Genomic DNA, 15,636 nt, shown 5'->3' with positions numbered 1-15,636 from the left:
ACGAAAATCATCCTGGAATTTGTGGTTTTTACTCTTCTTCCCGCGCTGCGTTATGCCGGTTTCCGAGTTCAATAAACTCTTCCAGCAGCGCCGTCAGCTGCTTCATCTTCTCCGGCGTGTATTCCGCCTCAATCTGCTGATACGCCTCTTCCACCTGCGCCTGGGCGTGCTCGTACAGCGCATTTCCCTCTTTGGTCAGCGACACGTACAGCTTGCGCTGGTCGTTCACCGGCTTTAAGCGCAGCACCAGGCCGTCGCGCTCCATGCGCGTCAGAATGCCGGTCAGGCTCGGGCGCAGAATACAGGTGCGAAACGCCAGATCGTGAAAATCCATCGACGGATGTTCAGCCAGCACTCGTACGATGCGCCACTGCTGCTCGGTGAGGTTATGCCGCTTCACAATCGGACGGAAGTACGACATCGCCGCTTCCCGCGCCTGCAAAAGCGCGATGGTTAATGAATCATGCATAGCCTCTCCCCTTTACATCATTAACAAGTAAACAATTCATAAAAGATGTTTTTATAAACAACGCGTTTCCTGCCAGAAAGTCTAACAGAAACCATTCGTTTTTATTAATCCGCTGATTTACATAGGATTAAAATCCAGAATGTAAATTTATTGTTATTCATATCACAAATCCTTAACTTCTGATTGCGAAATAAGCAGCAAAAGCATAAAAACAGATCATTAACATATTAATGAAATCATAACCCGGACCGTCGGGGTGAGGAGTAGGTGAATGAAAGGTACCGTATTTGCCGTCGCGCTGAACCACCAGAGTCAGCAAGAAGCCTGGGCTGAGGCGTTTGAAAAAGCCCCTTACAACACGCCGCCAAAAACGCCGGTGTGGTTTATCAAACCGCACAACACGGTGATTCGCGCGGGCGAGCCCATTCCTTTCCCGCAGGGGGAAACGGTGTTAAGCGGCGCGACGGTGGCGCTGGTTGTGGGTAAAACCGCCAGCAGGGTGCGCGTAGAGGACGCCGCGGCCTACATCGCGGGATACGCGCTGGCCAACGAGGTGAGCCTGCCGGAAGAGAGCTTCTACCGCCCGGCCATTAAGGCCAAATGCCGGGACGGCTTTTGCCCGCTTGGCGAGCTGGCCGCCGTTGATAACGTCGACAACCTGACCATCATCACCGAGATCAACGGCCGCGAAGCGGACCACTGGAACACCGCCGATCTGCAGCGCAGCGCCGCCGAACTGCTGAGCGCCCTGAGCGAATTCGCCACCCTCAATCCCGGCGATGCGATCCTGCTCGGCACGCCGCAAAGCCGCGTGGAGATCCGCCCGGGCGATCGCGTGCGGATTCTGGCGGAAGGTTTCCCGCCGCTGGAAAACCCTGTGGTGAACGAGCGCGACGTTGCCCTTTCCCACCGCACGCCTGAACACGCCACGCTGTTCGCCCTCGGTCTTAACTACGCCGATCATGCCAGCGAGCTGGACTTCAAGCCGCCCACCGAGCCGCTGGTGTTCATCAAAGCGCCGAACACCTTCAATGGCGATAACCAGACCTCGGTGCGCCCGAACAATATCGAATACATGCACTACGAGGCGGAGCTGGTGGTGGTCATCGGTAAAACCGCGCGTAAGGTGAGCGAAGCCGAGGCGATGGAGTATGTCGCGGGCTACACGGTCTGCAACGACTACGCCATCCGCGACTACCTGGAAAATTACTACCGCCCGAACCTGCGGGTCAAAAGCCGCGACGGATTAACCCCCATCAGCCCGAACATCGTGCCGAAAGAAGCCATTCCTGATCCGCATAACTTAACCCTGCGCACCTTCGTCAACGGCGAACTGCGTCAGGAAGGCACCACCGCCGATCTCATTTTCAGCATTCCTTACCTGATTGCGTATCTGAGCGATTTTATGACCCTGCAGCCGGGCGACATGATCGCCACCGGCACGCCGAAGGGGCTGTCCGACGTGGTGCCGGGCGATGAAGTGGTGGTGGAAGTGGAAGGCGTGGGCCGCCTGGTGAACCGGATTGTCAGCGAGGAGACTGCAAAATGAAAAAGATTAACCACTGGATCAACGGTAAAAACGTCGCCGGAAGCGAGTACTTCCATACCACTAACCCGGCCTCCGGCGAGGTATTAGCGGAAGTCGCCTCCGGCGGTGAAGCGGAAATTCATCAGGCCGTTGCCGCCGCTAAAGAGGCGTTCCCGAAATGGGCCAACCTGCCGATGAAGGAGCGAGCGCGCCTGATGCGTCGCCTGGGGGATCTGATCGACCAGAACGTGCCCGAGATCGCCGCCATGGAAACCGCCGACACCGGCCTGCCGATCCACCAGACCAAAAATGTGCTCATCCCGCGCGCCTCGCACAACTTCGAGTTCTTCGCCGAGGTGTGCCAGCAGATGAACGGCAAAACCTACCCGGTCGACGACAAAATGCTCAACTACACGCTGGTGCAGCCGGTGGGCGTCTGCGCGCTGGTGTCTCCATGGAACGTGCCGTTTATGACCGCCACCTGGAAGGTCGCGCCGTGCCTGGCGTTGGGCAACACCGCGGTGCTGAAGATGTCCGAGCTCTCCCCGCTGACCGCTGACCGTCTGGGCGAGCTTGCTCTCGAAGCGGGTATTCCGGCGGGCGTGCTGAACGTGGTGCAGGGCTACGGCGCCACGGCGGGCGACGCGCTGGTGCGTCATCACGACGTGCGCGCGGTCTCCTTCACCGGCGGCACCGCCACCGGGCGCAACATCATGAAAAACGCCGGGCTGAAGAAGTATTCCATGGAGCTGGGCGGCAAATCGCCGGTGCTGATTTTTGAGGATGCCGACATCGAGCGCGCGCTGGACGCCGCGCTGTTCACCATCTTCTCCATCAACGGCGAGCGCTGCACCGCGGGCTCGCGCATCTTCATCCAGCAGAGCATTTACCCGGAGTTCGTCAAGCGCTTCGCCGAACGCGCCAATCGCCTGCGCGTGGGCGATCCGACCGATCCGAACACCCAGATTGGCGCGCTCATCAGCCAGCAGCACTGGGAGAAAGTCTCCGGCTATATCCGCCTCGGCATCGAGGAAGGCGCCACCCTGCTGGCGGGCGGCCCGGACAAACCGACCGATCTGCCTGCACACCTGAAAGGCGGCAACTTCCTGCGCCCGACGGTGCTGGCGGACGTCGACAACCGCATGCGCGTGGCGCAGGAGGAGATCTTCGGGCCAGTGGCCTGCCTGCTGCCGTTTAAGGACGAGGCGGAAGGGCTGCGCCTGGCGAACGACGTGGAGTACGGCCTGGCGTCATACATCTGGACCCAGGACGTCAGCAAGGTGCTGCGCCTGGCGCGCAGCATTGAAGCGGGCATGGTGTTCGTGAACACCCAGAACGTGCGCGACCTGCGCCAGCCGTTTGGCGGCGTGAAGGCCTCCGGCACCGGCCGCGAGGGCGGCGAGTACAGCTTTGAAGTGTTCGCGGAGATGAAGAACGTCTGCATCTCCATGGGCGACCATCCGATTCCAAAATGGGGGATCTGACAATGGGCAAGCTAGCGTTAGCAGCAAAAATCACCCACGTGCCGTCGATGTACCTTTCCGAGCTGCCGGGGAAAAACCACGGCTGCCGCCAGTCCGCCATCGACGGGCATAAAGAGATCAGCAAGCGCTGCCGTGAACTGGGCGTGGACACCATCATCGTGTTCGACACCCACTGGCTGGTGAACAGCGCGTACCACATCAACTGTGCGGATCATTTTTCGGGCGTCTACACCAGCAACGAGCTACCGCACTTTATCCGCGACATGACCTACGACTACGACGGCAACCCGGAGCTCGGGCAGCTGATCGCCGACGAAGCGGTGAAGCTCGGCGTGCGCGCCAAGGCGCATAACATCCCGAGCCTCAAGCTGGAGTACGGCACCCTGGTGCCGATGCGCTACATGAACGCGGATAAGCACTTCAAAGTGATCTCAATCTCCGCGTTCTGCACGGTTCACGATTTCGCCGACAGCCGCAGGTTGGGCGAGGCCATCGTCAGCGCCATCGAAAAGTACGACGGCACCGTGGCGGTGCTCGCCAGCGGCTCGCTCTCGCACCGCTTTATCGACGACCAGCGTGCGGAAGAAGGGATGAACAGCTACACCCGCGAGTTCGACCGTCAGATGGACGAGCGGGTGGTCAAGCTGTGGCGCGAAGGCCAGTTTAAAGAGTTTTGCAGCATGCTGCCGGAGTACGCCGACTACTGCTACGGCGAGGGCAACATGCACGACACGGTGATGCTGCTGGGGATGCTGGGCTGGGATAAATACGACGGCAAGGTGGAGTTCCTCACCGAGCTGTTCGCCAGCTCCGGCACCGGACAGGTCAACGCCGTTTTCCCGCTGCCCGCATAAGGAGTCGTTATGCCGCACTTTATTGCTGAATGTACCGACAACATCCGCGCGCAGGCCGACCTGCCGGGGCTGTTCGCCAGAGTGAACGAGGCGCTGGCCGCCACGGGGATCTTCCCGCTCGGCGGCATCCGCAGCCGCGCCCACTGGCTCGATACCTGGCAGATGGCGGACGGTAAGCATGATTACGCCTTTGTGCATATGACGCTGAAGATCGGCGCCGGGCGAAGCCTGGAGAGCCGGGAAGCCGTGGGGGAGATGCTGTTTGCGCTGATCAAAACCCACTTCGCGGAGCTGATGGCGGAGCGCTATCTGGCGCTGTCGTTCGCCATGGAAGAACTGGATCCGACGCTCAATTACAAACAAAACAACGTGCACGCGTTGTTTAAGTAGCCGTCTGCTCGCCCGGTGGCGCTTCGCTTACCGGGCCTACAACAGCCAAGAATGTAGGCCGGGATCGCTACGCGCCACCCGGCAAAAACAGGATATCGCCATGCTCGATAAACACACCCATACCCTGATCGCCCACCGCCTGCATCAGGCGGAACAGTCCCGGGAGCAGATCCGCGCGATCTCGCTGGAGTACCCGGAGATCACCATCGAAGACGCCTACGCCGTACAGCGCGAATGGGTGAGCCTGAAAATTGCCGAAGGCCGCGTGCTGAAAGGCCACAAGATTGGCCTCACCTCGAAGGCGATGCAGGCCAGCTCGCAGATTAGCGAGCCGGACTACGGCGCGCTGCTGGACGACATGTTCTTCCACGACGGTAGCGACATCCCCGTCGATCGCTTTATCGTGCCGCGTATCGAAGTGGAGCTGGCCTTCGTGCTGGCAAAACCGCTGCGCGGCCCAAACTGCACGATCTTCGACGTCTACAACGCCACGGACTACGTCATCCCCGCCCTGGAGCTGATCGACGCCCGCTGCCACAACGTCGACCCGGAGACCCAGCGACCGCGCAAGGTGTTCGACACCATCTCCGACAACGCCGCCAACGCCGGGGTGATCCTCGGCGGTCGTCCGATTAAGCCCGACGCGCTGGATCTGCGTTGGATCTCCGCCCTGCTCTACCGCAACGGCGTGATCGAAGAGACCGGCGTCGCCGCTGGCGTGCTTAACCACCCGGCGAACGGCGTGGCGTGGCTGGCGAACAAGCTCGCGCCGTACGACGTGCAGCTTGAGCCCGGACAAATCATCCTCGGCGGCTCGTTTACCCGTCCGGTTACCGCCAGCAGGGGCGACACCTTCCACGTCGACTACGGCAACATGGGCTCCATCAGCTGCCGCTTTGTGTAAGGAGGCGACCATGCAAAACGCATTCAAAGCGGCGCTGAAGGCGGGCCGCCCGCAAATCGGTTTATGGCTGGGGCTGACCAGCAGCTACAGCGCAGAGCTGCTGGCCGGGGCCGGTTTTGACTGGCTGCTGATCGACGGCGAGCACGCGCCGAACAGCGTGCAGACCGTGTTAACCCAATTACAGGCTATCGCCCCTTATCCCAGCCAGCCGGTGGTGCGCCCGTCGTGGAACGATCCGGTGCAGATCAAGCAGCTGCTGGACGTGGGGGCGCAAACCCTGCTGGTGCCGATGGTGCAAAACGCTGACGAGGCGCGGCTGGCGGTAAGCGCCACCCGCTACCCGCCTGCGGGCATCCGCGGCGTCGGCAGCGCCCTGGCGCGCGCGTCGCGCTGGAACCGCATCCCGGATTATCTGCATCAGGCTAACGACGCCATGTGCGTGCTGGTGCAGATCGAAACCCGCGAGGCGCTGAAAAACCTGCCGCAGATCCTGGACGTGGAAGGCGTCGACGGCGTGTTTATCGGCCCGGCGGATCTGAGCGCCGACATGGGCTTTGCCGGCAATCCGCAGCACCCGGAGGTGCAGGCCGCCATCGAGCAGGCGATCGCGCAGATCCTCAGCGCGGGCAAAGCGCCCGGCATCCTGATGGCGAATGAACAGCTGGCGAAACGCTATCTCGGCCTCGGCGCATTGTTTGTGGCGGTCGGTGTGGATACCACCCTGCTCGCCCGCAGCGCCGAAGCGCTGGCGGCCCGATTTACCGACGGCACCACAGCAGTTGATAACAATAAATCCGTCTACTAAACGTACGATGTGGAGCGCAACATGACGACCTCAACCCTGCATAATAAAGATGTAGAACATCGCGCAATGAATAAGCTGTTCCGTCGTTTGATCGTGTTTCTCTTTATCCTTTTTGTTTTCTCGTTTCTCGATCGCATTAACATCGGCTTTGCCGGGTTGACGATGGGCAAAGATCTGGGCCTCACGTCGACCATGTTTGGCCTGGCCGCGACGCTGTTTTACGTCACCTACGTGCTGTGCGGGATCCCCAGCAACATCATGCTGGCGAAGGTCGGCGCACGCCGCTGGATCGCCGGGATCATGGTGGTGTGGGGCATTGCCTCCACCTGCACCATGTTCGCTACCAGCCCCGAAACGCTTTACGTCCTGCGCATGCTGGTGGGCATTGCGGAAGCCGGTTTCCTGCCGGGGATTTTGGTCTATCTCACCTGGTGGTTCCCGGCCTATCACCGCGCCCGCGCCAACGCGCTGTTTATGATCGCCATGCCGGTGACCATGATGCTTGGCTCGATCCTCTCCGGGTATATTCTGGCGATGGACGGGCTGTGGAACCTGAAGGGCTGGCAGTGGCTGTTTCTGCTGGAGGGGCTGCCGTCGGTGGTGCTCGGCGTGGTGACCTGGTTTTACCTCAACGACACGCCGGACCAAGCCACCTGGCTGGACGACGACGAAAAGCAGGCGCTGAAAACGATGATCGCCCGCGAGCAGGAGGTCGCCATCGCCCAATCCGCCACGCCGCGCTCGACGCTGCGCGAGGTGCTGACGCCCGCCGTGCTGCTCTACACGCTGGCCTACTTCTGCCTGACGAATACGCTGAGCGCGATCAACATCTGGACGCCGCAGATCCTGCAAAGCTTCAACACAGGGAGCAGCAATATCGTGATTGGCCTGCTGGCGGCGATCCCGCAGTTTTGCACCATCCTCGGGATGATCTGGTGGAGCCGCCGCTCCGACAGGCTGAAAGAGCGAAAAAAGCACACCATCCTGCCGTATCTGTTTGCGGCGGCGGGATGGATGCTGGCCTCGGCGACCGATCACAGCCTGATCCAGCTGCTTGGCATCATCATGGCCTCAACCGGATCGTTTACCGCCATGGCAATATTCTGGACCACCCCGGATCGGGTTATTAGCCTGCAATCCCGCGCGGTGGCGCTGGCGGTGATCAACGCCATCGGCAACGTCGGGTCTGCCGTCAGCCCATTGCTGATTGGTATTCTGCGCGACGCGACCGGCAGCTTCAGCTCCGGGCTGTGGTTCGTGGCGGGTCTGCTGGTGGTCGGCGCGCTGGTGCTGACGCGCATCCCGATGACGCAGCGGGTTCAACAGAGGAACGATCATGTGCCAGAGCCCTATCGCCAACATTGATATCAGCAAGGAGTACGACGAAAGTCTGGGCACCGACGACGTGCACTATCAGTCGTTCGCCCGCATGGCGGCCTTTTTTGGCCGCGACATGCAGGCGCATCGTCACGACCAGTACTTTCAGATGCACTTTCTCGATACCGGACAGATTGAACTCCAGCTCGACGACCACCGCTATTCGGTGCAGGCGCCGCTATTTGTGCTGACGCCGCCGTCGGTGCCGCACGCGTTTATCACCGAATCCGACAGCGACGGGCACGTGCTGACGGTGCGCGAGGATCTCATCTGGCCGCTATTAGAAGTGCTCTACCCCGGCACGCGGGAAGCGTTTGGCCTGCCGGGGATCTGCCTGTCGCTTGCCGACAGGCCGGACGAGCTGACGGCGCTGAAGCACTACTGGCAGCTCATCGCCCGGGAATCCACGGCGCAGCTGCCGGGCCGTGAGCATACGCTGGTCCTGCTGGCGCAGGCGGTATTTACCCTGCTGCTGCGCAACGCGAAGCTCGACGACCACGCGGCCAGCGGGATGCGCGGCGAGCTGAAGCTGTTCCAGCGCTTTACCCAGCTGATCGACACCCATTACCACCAGCACTGGACGGTACCGGAATACGCCAGCGAACTGCACCTGACCGAATCCCGCCTGACGGACATCTGCCGCCGCTTCGCCAACCGCTCGCCGAAACGGCTTATCTTCGACCGGCAGCTGCGCGAGGCCAGGCGCCTGCTGCTGTTTTCCGACAGCGCGGTCAGCGAGATTGCCTGGCAGCTGGGATTTAAAGATCCGGCCTATTTCGCCCGGTTTTTCAATCGCCTGACGGGCTGCTCGCCCAGCGCGTATCGGGCGCAGAAAGTACCGGTTTCCTGAGCGCATCGCGGTATGTAGGGCGGGTAAGCGCAGCGCCACCCGCCAAAAACCCGCACAGATCACAAATCCCAATCCCGCCCGAAAAGTACCCGCCGTTGTCCCAATCGTCCCTTCACGTTCCGCCCCTCTCACGCTTCAATTAAACAACAAAAACAAAACATAAATTTAACAATCATCTTCCGATACGAGGTCCCTATGAAGCCTGAAGATTTCCGCGCTGATGCCAAACGTCCGTTAACCGGCGAAGAGTATTTAAAAAGCCTGCAGGATGGACGCGAGATTTATATCTACGGCGAGCGCGTTAAGGACGTCACCACCCACCCGGCGTTTCGCAATGCGGCGGCGTCCATCGCCCAGATGTACGACGCCCTGCACAAGCCGGACATGCAGGACACGCTGTGCTGGGGCACCGACACCGGCAGCGGCGGCTACACCCACAAATTTTTCCGCGTGGCGAAAAGCGCCGACGACCTGCGCCAGCAGCGCGACGCCATCGCCGAGTGGTCGCGCCTGAGCTACGGCTGGATGGGGCGCACGCCGGACTACAAAGCGGCGTTCGGCTGCGCGCTGGGAGCGAACCCTGCCTTCTACGGTCAGTTCGAGCAGAACGCCCGCAACTGGTACACCCGCATTCAGGAAACCGGCCTGTACTTTAACCACGCTATCGTCAACCCGCCGATCGACCGCCACAAGCCAGCGGACGAGGTGAAGGACGTCTACATCAAGCTGGAGAAAGAGACCGACGCCGGGATTATCGTCAGCGGCGCGAAGGTGGTGGCGACCAACTCGGCGTTGACCCACTACAACATGATCGGTTTTGGCTCCGCGCAGGTGATGGGCGAAAACCTGGACTTCGCGCTGATGTTCGTCGCGCCGATGGATGCCGAAGGCGTGAAGCTGATCTCCCGCGCCTCGTATGAGATGGTGGCAGGCGCAACCGGCTCCCCGTACGACTACCCGCTCTCCAGCCGCTTCGACGAGAACGACGCGATCCTGGTGATGGATAACGTGCTGATCCCGTGGGAAAACGTGCTGATCTACCGCGATTTCGACCGCTGCCGTCGCTGGACGATGGAGGGCGGCTTCGCCCGCATGTACCCGCTGCAGGCCTGCGTACGTCTGGCGGTGAAGCTCGACTTCATCACCGCCCTGCTGAAGAAATCCCTGGAGTGCACCGGTACCCTGGAGTTCCGCGGCGTGCAGGCGGATCTCGGTGAAGTAGTGGCCTGGCGCAATATGTTCTGGGCGCTGAGCGACTCCATGTGCTCCGAAGCCACGCCGTGGGTTAACGGCGCGTACCTGCCGGACCACGCGGCGCTGCAAACCTACCGCGTGATGGCCCCGATGGCCTACGCGAAGATCAAGAACATCATCGAACGTAACGTGACCTCCGGGCTGATTTATCTGCCGTCCAGCGCGCGGGACCTGAACAACCCGCAGATCGACCAGTATCTGGCGAAGTACGTGCGCGGCTCCAACGGCATGGATCACGTCGAACGCATCAAGATTTTGAAACTGATGTGGGACGCCATCGGCAGCGAATTTGGCGGTCGTCACGAGTTGTACGAAATCAACTACTCCGGAAGCCAGGATGAGATCCGCCTGCAATGCCTGCGTCAGGCGCAAAGCTCCGGAAATATGGACAAGATGATGGCAATGGTCGACCGCTGCATGTCCGAGTACGACCAGCACGGCTGGACCGTGCCGCACCTGCACAACAACAGCGATATCAACATGCTCGACAAGCTGCTGAAATAGCGCAGCGGGAGGTTACAATGCATTCAGATGAACAACGCCTGCGTTTTCGCGACGCAATGAGCAGCCTGTCGGCGGCGGTCAATGTGGTCACCACCGAGGGCGACGCCGGACGCTGCGGCATTACCGCCACCGCCGTCTGCTCGGTGACGGATACCCCGCCGTCGGTCATGGTCTGCATTAACGCCAACAGCGCCATGAACCCGGTCTTTCAGGGCAACGGCAGGCTGTGCGTCAACGTGCTGAACCACGAGCAGGAGATCATGGCCCGCCACTTCGCCGGGATGACCGGGATGGCAATGGAGGAGCGCTTTGCCCTCTCCTGCTGGCAGAAAGGCCCGCTGGGGCAGCCGGTGCTGAAAGGCGCGCTGGCGAGTCTGGAAGGCGAGATTACCCAGGTGCAAACCATCGGCACGCATCTGGTTTATCTTGTCGAAGTGAAAAACATCATCCTGAGTGACGCGGGACACGGCCTGATCTACTTTAAGCGCCGTTTCCACCCGGTGATGATGGAGATGGAAGCCGTCGTGTGATCCCCCTCGCGCTGGCCTTTTTTCGGGCCAGCGCCGCTTTCTACAAAAATTCCTAAGGTTTCCGCTAAATCACGCCGTTATATATCCATAAGAGAAATTTTCTGTGCCTGAATACTGACATCTCCGGTCAGTGCTTTTGCATTGTTCAGCGCATACCCAATATACAGGAAGACCTTATGGCTAAAACGACGCGGAGCCGCTCGGCTGAACGTCTGGTCGATATTCTCCTTGAGCTACATTTACACGGGGTGGTAAACCGCAGTGCGCTAATGGAGAGATTTAAAATTACCGAGCGTACCGTCTACCGGGATTTAAATGCGCTCTCGCCCATTGTTGAACATACCGGTAACGGGCTATATCGACTGATCCATTCCGCCCAATCTCCCGGCGGGCAGGGATTACATCATGCTCTGGCTAACTTCCTGAATGCCGATAACTTTTTCCCTGAAAGAAATACGGACTTCTGGCAAAAGCTGGAGGCGCGCGTCGACGAAAACCATATTCTTATCCTCGGTAATGACGCAGAGCACACGGTGCAGCGTGATATCCGCCGCCATTTAGCGAAAATCGAGAAATCGATTAAGAACCATAATGTCTGTCAGATCGTTTATAAGGGTAAAACCCGTCTGATTAATCCCTATAAACTCATTAACAAAAAAAATATATGGTATTTACAAGCTACCGAAAATAGCCGGTTGAAATCCTTTTCATTAAGCCAGATTAGCTGGTTTGATGTTCAAAAAACCTTTTTTACCCCTGATGAAAATGTCCGGGAACTGCTGGAAAAAAGCCTCGACCCGTGGGTGTCCGAAACTACTTTCACCGTGAAAATATTCATTAAGGATAATATTTCACATTATTTCCTGCGCCGCGATCTCCTGCCGGAACAGGAGCTGCTGGAGGAGCGGCGCGGCGGCGTCACGCTGCGCTGCCAGGCGGCACACGAAAACCAGATCCTGCCGCTGCTGTTCTACTGGCTGCCGAATATTCAGATCCTGGAGCCGAGCTGGCTGAAGGAGAAGCTCATCAAGACGCTGGAAAGCTACCTGTCGATGGAGCGCAGCCCGGAAAACCACGTGATCTCAATCACATAATTTCCCCGACCAGCGGCGAGCCTGAACCACTCGCCGCGTCCTTTGACCGCTCACCCATCACTTTCAACCACTCACTCATTTACCGTCCTTTACGCGCGCGCGGATCTGGCAAGATCGCTCCAGCATTAATCAATACCTCCTCACAACGAACCCTGACCCTTTTTTCTTTACATAAAAAACCAGGTCTTACTATGGATACTAAAAAACTACTTAAGCACGTGCCCTGGGCCTTACTCGGGATCCTCGGTGCTTTCTGTCTGGCGGTTGTCGCATTACGCCGGGGCGAACACGTCAGCGCCCTGTGGATCGTGGTCGCGTCGGTCTCCGTCTACCTTGTGGCCTATCGCTACTACAGCTTATACATCGCGCAGAAGGTCATGAAGCTCGACCCGACGCGCGCCACCCCGGCGGTCATTAACAATGACGGTCTGAACTACGTGCCAACCAACCGCTACGTGCTGTTTGGTCACCACTTTGCCGCTATCGCCGGTGCTGGCCCGCTGGTCGGCCCGGTGCTGGCCGCCCAGATGGGCTACCTGCCGGGTACGCTCTGGCTGCTGGCGGGCGTGGTGCTGGCGGGGGCGGTGCAGGACTTTATGGTGCTGTTTATCTCCTCGCGTCGTAACGGCTCGTCGCTGGGTGAGATGATCAAAGAAGAGATGGGCCGCGTGCCGGGCACTATCGCCCTCTTCGGCTGCTTCCTGATCATGATCATCATCCTCGCGGTGCTGGCGCTGATCGTGGTGAAAGCGCTGGCCGAAAGTCCATGGGGCGTCTTCACCGTCTGCTCTACCGTACCGATTGCGCTGTTCATGGGCATCTATATGCGCTTCCTGCGCCCAGGCCGCGTGGGTGAAGTGTCGGTCATTGGTATCGTACTGCTGGTCGCCTCCATCTACTTCGGCGGCGTGATTGCGCACGACCCGTACTGGGGCCCGGCGCTGACCTTCAAGGACACCACCATCACCTTCGCGCTGATCGGTTACGCGTTCGTTTCCGCCCTGCTGCCGGTGTGGCTGATTCTGGCTCCGCGCGACTACCTGGCGACCTTCCTGAAAATCGGTGTCATCGTCGGGCTGGCGATCGGGATTGTGATCATCAACCCTGAGCTGAAAATGCCGGCGGTGACGCAGTACATTGACGGCACCGGTCCGCTGTGGAAAGGTGCCCTGTTCCCGTTCCTGTTTATTACCATCGCCTGCGGCGCCGTGTCTGGCTTCCACGCGCTAATCGCCTCCGGCACCACGCCGAAGCTGATGGCTAACGAAACCGACGCGCGCTTTATCGGTTACGGCGCGATGCTGATGGAGTCCTTCGTGGCGATCATGGCGCTGGTAGCGGCCTCGATTATCGAGCCAGGCCTGTACTTCGCGATGAACACTCCACCGGCGGGTCTGGGCATCACCATGCCAAACCTGCATGAGATGGGCGGGGAAAATACCGCGCTGATCATGGCGCAACTGAAAGAGGCCAGCGCACACGCGGCGGCGACCGTCAGCTCCTGGGGCTTCGTGATCTCGCCTGAGCAGATCATGCAGACCGCGAAGGACATTGGCGAACCGTCCGTGCTGAACCGCGCAGGTGGCGCGCCGACGCTGGCCGTGGGTATCGCACACGTGTTCCACAAAGTGCTGCCGTGGGCGGACATGGGCTTCTGGTACCACTTCGGTATTCTGTTCGAAGCGCTGTTCATCCTCACCGCGCTGGACGCCGGTACCCGTGCAGGCCGCTTTATGTTGCAGGATCTGCTGGGCAACTTCGTGCCGTTCCTGAAGAAAACCGACTCTCTGGTAGCGGGTGTTCTGGGTACTGCCGGGTGCGTAGGGCTGTGGGGCTACCTGCTGTATCAGGGCGTTGTCGACCCGCTCGGCGGCGTGAAGAGCCTGTGGCCACTGTTCGGTATCTCTAACCAGATGCTGGCAGCCGTTGCCCTGGTGCTCGGTACCGTCGTCCTCGTGAAGATGAAGCGCACCAAATACATCTGGGTGACCGTGGTTCCTGCGCTGTGGCTGCTGCTCTGCACCACCTGGGCGCTGGGCCTGAAGCTGTTCAGCACCAACCCGCAGCTGGAAGGCTTCTTCTTCATGGCTAACCAGTACAAAGAGAAGATTGCCGCAGGCGGCGCGGATCTGACCGCACAGCAGATTGCCAACATGAACCATATCGTGGTGAACAACTACACCAACGCGGGTCTGAGCATTCTGTTCCTGGTGGTGGTGTACAGCATTATCTTCTACGGCATCAAAACCTGGATGAAAGTGCGCAACACCGAAGGCCGTACGGATAAAGAGACCCCGTACGTGCCGGTGCCGGAAGGCGGCGTGAAGACCTCTTTACACCATTAATCTGGTTGTATTCAGCCCCGCTCCGGCGGGGCTTTGTTCTTATCAGGATGGACTATGTTTGGTAACTTAGGCGAAGCAAAAAAATACCTCGGTCAGGCGGCGAAGATGCTGATTGGAATTCCGGACTATGACAACTACGTTGAGCATATGAAGACCAACCATCCGGATAAGCCGTATATGACCTACACCGAATTCTTCCGCGAGCGTCAGGAAGCGCGCTACGGCGGAAGTGGAGAAGGCGGCGTTCGCTGCTGCTAAAGGAGAGACCATGACCCCGATTGCCGTTACCCTGCTGACCGGTTTCCTCGGCGCCGGTAAAACCACCCTGCTGCGCCACATCCTGAACGAGCAGCACGGCTTCAAAATCGCCGTCATCGAAAACGAATTTGGCGAAGTCTCCGTTGACGATCAATTAATCGGAGACCGCGCCACGCAAATCAAAACCCTGACCAACGGCTGCATCTGCTGCACCCGCTCTAACGAGCTGGAAGACGCCCTGCTGGACCTGCTCGACAGCCGCGATCGCGGTGACATCGGCTTCGACCGCCTGGTGATCGAGTGCACCGGCATGGCCGACCCCGGCCCGATTATTCAGACCTTTTTCTCGCACGATATTCTTTGCCAGCGCTACCTGCTGGACGGGGTGATTGCCCTGGTAGACGCGGTCCACGCCGACGAGCAGATGAACCAGTTCACCATTGCCCAGTCTCAGGTAGGCTACGCCGACCGCATTCTGCTCACTAAAACCGACGTGGCGGGCGACAGCGAAAAACTCCGCGAGCGCCTGACGCGCATCAACTCGCGCGCGCCGATTTATACGGTGACGCATGGCGATATCGATCTATCCCAGCTGTTTAACACCAACGGCTTTATGCTGGAGGAGAACGTCACCACGAAACCGCGCTTCCACTTTATGGGAGACAAGCAAAACGACGTGGCGTCGATTGTGGTGGAGCTGGACTATCCGGTGGACATCAGCGAGGTCTCCCGCGTGATGGAGAACCTGCTGCTGTCGTTTGCCGACAAGCTGCTGCGCTACAAAGGCATGCTGTGGATCGACGGCGAGCCGAACCGCCTGCTGTTTCAGGGCGTACAGCGCCTGTACAGCGCCGACTGGGACCGCCCGTGGGGCGATGAAGCGCCGCACAGCGTGATGGTGTTTATTGGTATCCAGCTGCCGGAGGATGAGATTCGGGCAGCGTTTGCGGGGCTGAAAAAGTAAATAGCCGCTCCCTTGTCCGCGGGAAA

General features: G+C 59.6%; 15 protein-coding genes. 14 read left to right on the top strand and 1 reads right to left on the bottom strand.

The window, feature by feature from the left end:
- Positions 1–28 precede the first annotated feature (28 nt).
- A complete protein-coding gene (gene hpaR, locus IM314_RS08995; protein ID WP_023334396.1) occupies positions 29–469 on the bottom strand; it encodes a homoprotocatechuate degradation operon regulator HpaR in 441 nt (146 codons plus the stop codon).
- Positions 470–740: 271 nt separating this feature from the next.
- Between hpaR and hpaG the strand changes: the two genes are divergently transcribed.
- From hpaG to yjiA, 14 genes are all read left to right on the top strand, one after another.
- Positions 741–2,018, top strand: a complete 1,278-nt coding sequence (hpaG, locus tag IM314_RS08990) for a 4-hydroxyphenylacetate degradation bifunctional isomerase/decarboxylase (RefSeq protein WP_041911310.1) — start codon at positions 741–743, stop codon at positions 2,016–2,018.
- Positions 2,015–3,481 carry a 5-carboxymethyl-2-hydroxymuconate semialdehyde dehydrogenase gene (gene hpaE, locus IM314_RS08985; protein WP_047367279.1) on the top strand — a complete coding sequence of 489 codons (1,467 nt, stop codon included), beginning with the start codon at positions 2,015–2,017 and terminating at the stop codon, positions 3,479–3,481. The genes hpaG and hpaE overlap by 4 nt, the downstream gene beginning before the upstream one ends.
- A 2-nt stretch (positions 3,482–3,483) precedes the next feature.
- Positions 3,484–4,335, top strand: coding sequence for a 3,4-dihydroxyphenylacetate 2,3-dioxygenase (hpaD, locus tag IM314_RS08980; RefSeq protein ID WP_041911312.1), 852 nt, complete (start codon positions 3,484–3,486; stop codon positions 4,333–4,335).
- 9 nt (positions 4,336–4,344) lie between these two features.
- Complete coding sequence (locus IM314_RS08975; protein WP_060573273.1) at positions 4,345–4,725, top strand: 5-carboxymethyl-2-hydroxymuconate Delta-isomerase; 381 nt, start codon at positions 4,345–4,347, stop codon at positions 4,723–4,725.
- Positions 4,726–4,825: 100 nt separating this feature from the next.
- The gene (hpaH, locus tag IM314_RS08970) at positions 4,826–5,629 is read left to right on the top strand and encodes a 2-oxo-hept-4-ene-1,7-dioate hydratase (protein ID WP_193358551.1); all 804 of its coding nucleotides are present in this window, start codon (positions 4,826–4,828) and stop codon (positions 5,627–5,629) included.
- A 10-nt stretch (positions 5,630–5,639) separates the two neighbouring features.
- Positions 5,640–6,434 carry a 4-hydroxy-2-oxoheptanedioate aldolase gene (gene hpaI, locus IM314_RS08965; protein ID WP_193358552.1) on the top strand — a complete coding sequence of 265 codons (795 nt, stop codon included), beginning with the start codon at positions 5,640–5,642 and terminating at the stop codon, positions 6,432–6,434.
- Between the two features lie 21 nt (positions 6,435–6,455).
- On the top strand, positions 6,456–7,799 hold the full coding sequence (hpaX, locus tag IM314_RS08960; RefSeq protein ID WP_060573269.1) for a 4-hydroxyphenylacetate permease: 1,344 nt from the start codon (positions 6,456–6,458) through the stop codon (positions 7,797–7,799).
- Positions 7,771–8,661, top strand: coding sequence for a 4-hydroxyphenylacetate catabolism regulatory protein HpaA (gene hpaA, locus IM314_RS08955; protein ID WP_193358553.1), 891 nt, complete (start codon positions 7,771–7,773; stop codon positions 8,659–8,661). Before hpaX ends, hpaA begins: the two co-directional genes overlap by 29 nt.
- 195 nt (positions 8,662–8,856) lie before the next feature.
- The gene (gene hpaB, locus IM314_RS08950) at positions 8,857–10,419 is read left to right on the top strand and encodes a 4-hydroxyphenylacetate 3-monooxygenase, oxygenase component (protein WP_193358554.1); all 1,563 of its coding nucleotides are present in this window, start codon (positions 8,857–8,859) and stop codon (positions 10,417–10,419) included.
- Between the two features lie 17 nt (positions 10,420–10,436).
- The gene (locus IM314_RS08945; protein WP_041911318.1) at positions 10,437–10,949 is read left to right on the top strand and encodes a 4-hydroxyphenylacetate 3-monooxygenase reductase subunit; all 513 of its coding nucleotides are present in this window, start codon (positions 10,437–10,439) and stop codon (positions 10,947–10,949) included.
- 176 nt (positions 10,950–11,125) lie between these two features.
- A complete protein-coding gene (locus tag IM314_RS08940) occupies positions 11,126–12,043 on the top strand; it encodes a YafY family protein (protein WP_041911319.1) in 918 nt (305 codons plus the stop codon).
- Between the two features lie 191 nt (positions 12,044–12,234).
- The gene (locus IM314_RS08935) at positions 12,235–14,388 is read left to right on the top strand and encodes a carbon starvation CstA family protein (RefSeq protein ID WP_193358555.1); all 2,154 of its coding nucleotides are present in this window, start codon (positions 12,235–12,237) and stop codon (positions 14,386–14,388) included.
- A 54-nt stretch (positions 14,389–14,442) separates the two neighbouring features.
- Positions 14,443–14,646, top strand: coding sequence for a YbdD/YjiX family protein (locus IM314_RS08930; protein WP_003856610.1), 204 nt, complete (start codon positions 14,443–14,445; stop codon positions 14,644–14,646).
- A gap of 10 nt (positions 14,647–14,656) precedes the next feature.
- Positions 14,657–15,610: a GTPase gene (gene yjiA / locus IM314_RS08925; RefSeq protein ID WP_193358556.1), complete on the top strand. Its 954-nt coding sequence runs from the start codon at positions 14,657–14,659 to the stop codon at positions 15,608–15,610.
- The last annotated feature ends 26 nt before the right edge of the window (positions 15,611–15,636 follow it).

The organism is Enterobacter cloacae complex sp. P42RS (assembly GCF_014930595.1).
GTDB classification, from domain to species: Bacteria; Pseudomonadota; Gammaproteobacteria; order Enterobacterales; family Enterobacteriaceae; genus Enterobacter; species Enterobacter bugandensis.
Note: the sequence above shows the minus strand (reverse complement) of the source record. Positions and strands in the feature narration are given on the sequence as shown.

Coding starts and splice junctions, on each gene's coding strand:
- IM314_RS08935 (WP_193358555.1), top strand. CDS start 12,235: ATGGATACTAAAAAACTACTTAAGCACGTGCCCTGGGCCTTACTCGGG.
- hpaB (WP_193358554.1), top strand. CDS start 8,857: ATGAAGCCTGAAGATTTCCGCGCTGATGCCAAACGTCCGTTAACCGGC.
- hpaX (WP_060573269.1), top strand. CDS start 6,456: ATGACGACCTCAACCCTGCATAATAAAGATGTAGAACATCGCGCAATG.
- hpaH (WP_193358551.1), top strand. CDS start 4,826: ATGCTCGATAAACACACCCATACCCTGATCGCCCACCGCCTGCATCAG.
- hpaE (WP_047367279.1), top strand. CDS start 2,015: ATGAAAAAGATTAACCACTGGATCAACGGTAAAAACGTCGCCGGAAGC.
- hpaR (WP_023334396.1), bottom strand. CDS start 469: ATGCATGATTCATTAACCATCGCGCTTTTGCAGGCGCGGGAAGCGGCG.
- yjiA (WP_193358556.1), top strand. CDS start 14,657: ATGACCCCGATTGCCGTTACCCTGCTGACCGGTTTCCTCGGCGCCGGT.
- IM314_RS08945 (WP_041911318.1), top strand. CDS start 10,437: ATGCATTCAGATGAACAACGCCTGCGTTTTCGCGACGCAATGAGCAGC.
- IM314_RS08975 (WP_060573273.1), top strand. CDS start 4,345: ATGCCGCACTTTATTGCTGAATGTACCGACAACATCCGCGCGCAGGCC.
- hpaA (WP_193358553.1), top strand. CDS start 7,771: ATGTGCCAGAGCCCTATCGCCAACATTGATATCAGCAAGGAGTACGAC.
- hpaD (WP_041911312.1), top strand. CDS start 3,484: ATGGGCAAGCTAGCGTTAGCAGCAAAAATCACCCACGTGCCGTCGATG.
- IM314_RS08930 (WP_003856610.1), top strand. CDS start 14,443: ATGTTTGGTAACTTAGGCGAAGCAAAAAAATACCTCGGTCAGGCGGCG.
- hpaG (WP_041911310.1), top strand. CDS start 741: ATGAAAGGTACCGTATTTGCCGTCGCGCTGAACCACCAGAGTCAGCAA.
- IM314_RS08940 (WP_041911319.1), top strand. CDS start 11,126: ATGGCTAAAACGACGCGGAGCCGCTCGGCTGAACGTCTGGTCGATATT.
- hpaI (WP_193358552.1), top strand. CDS start 5,640: ATGCAAAACGCATTCAAAGCGGCGCTGAAGGCGGGCCGCCCGCAAATC.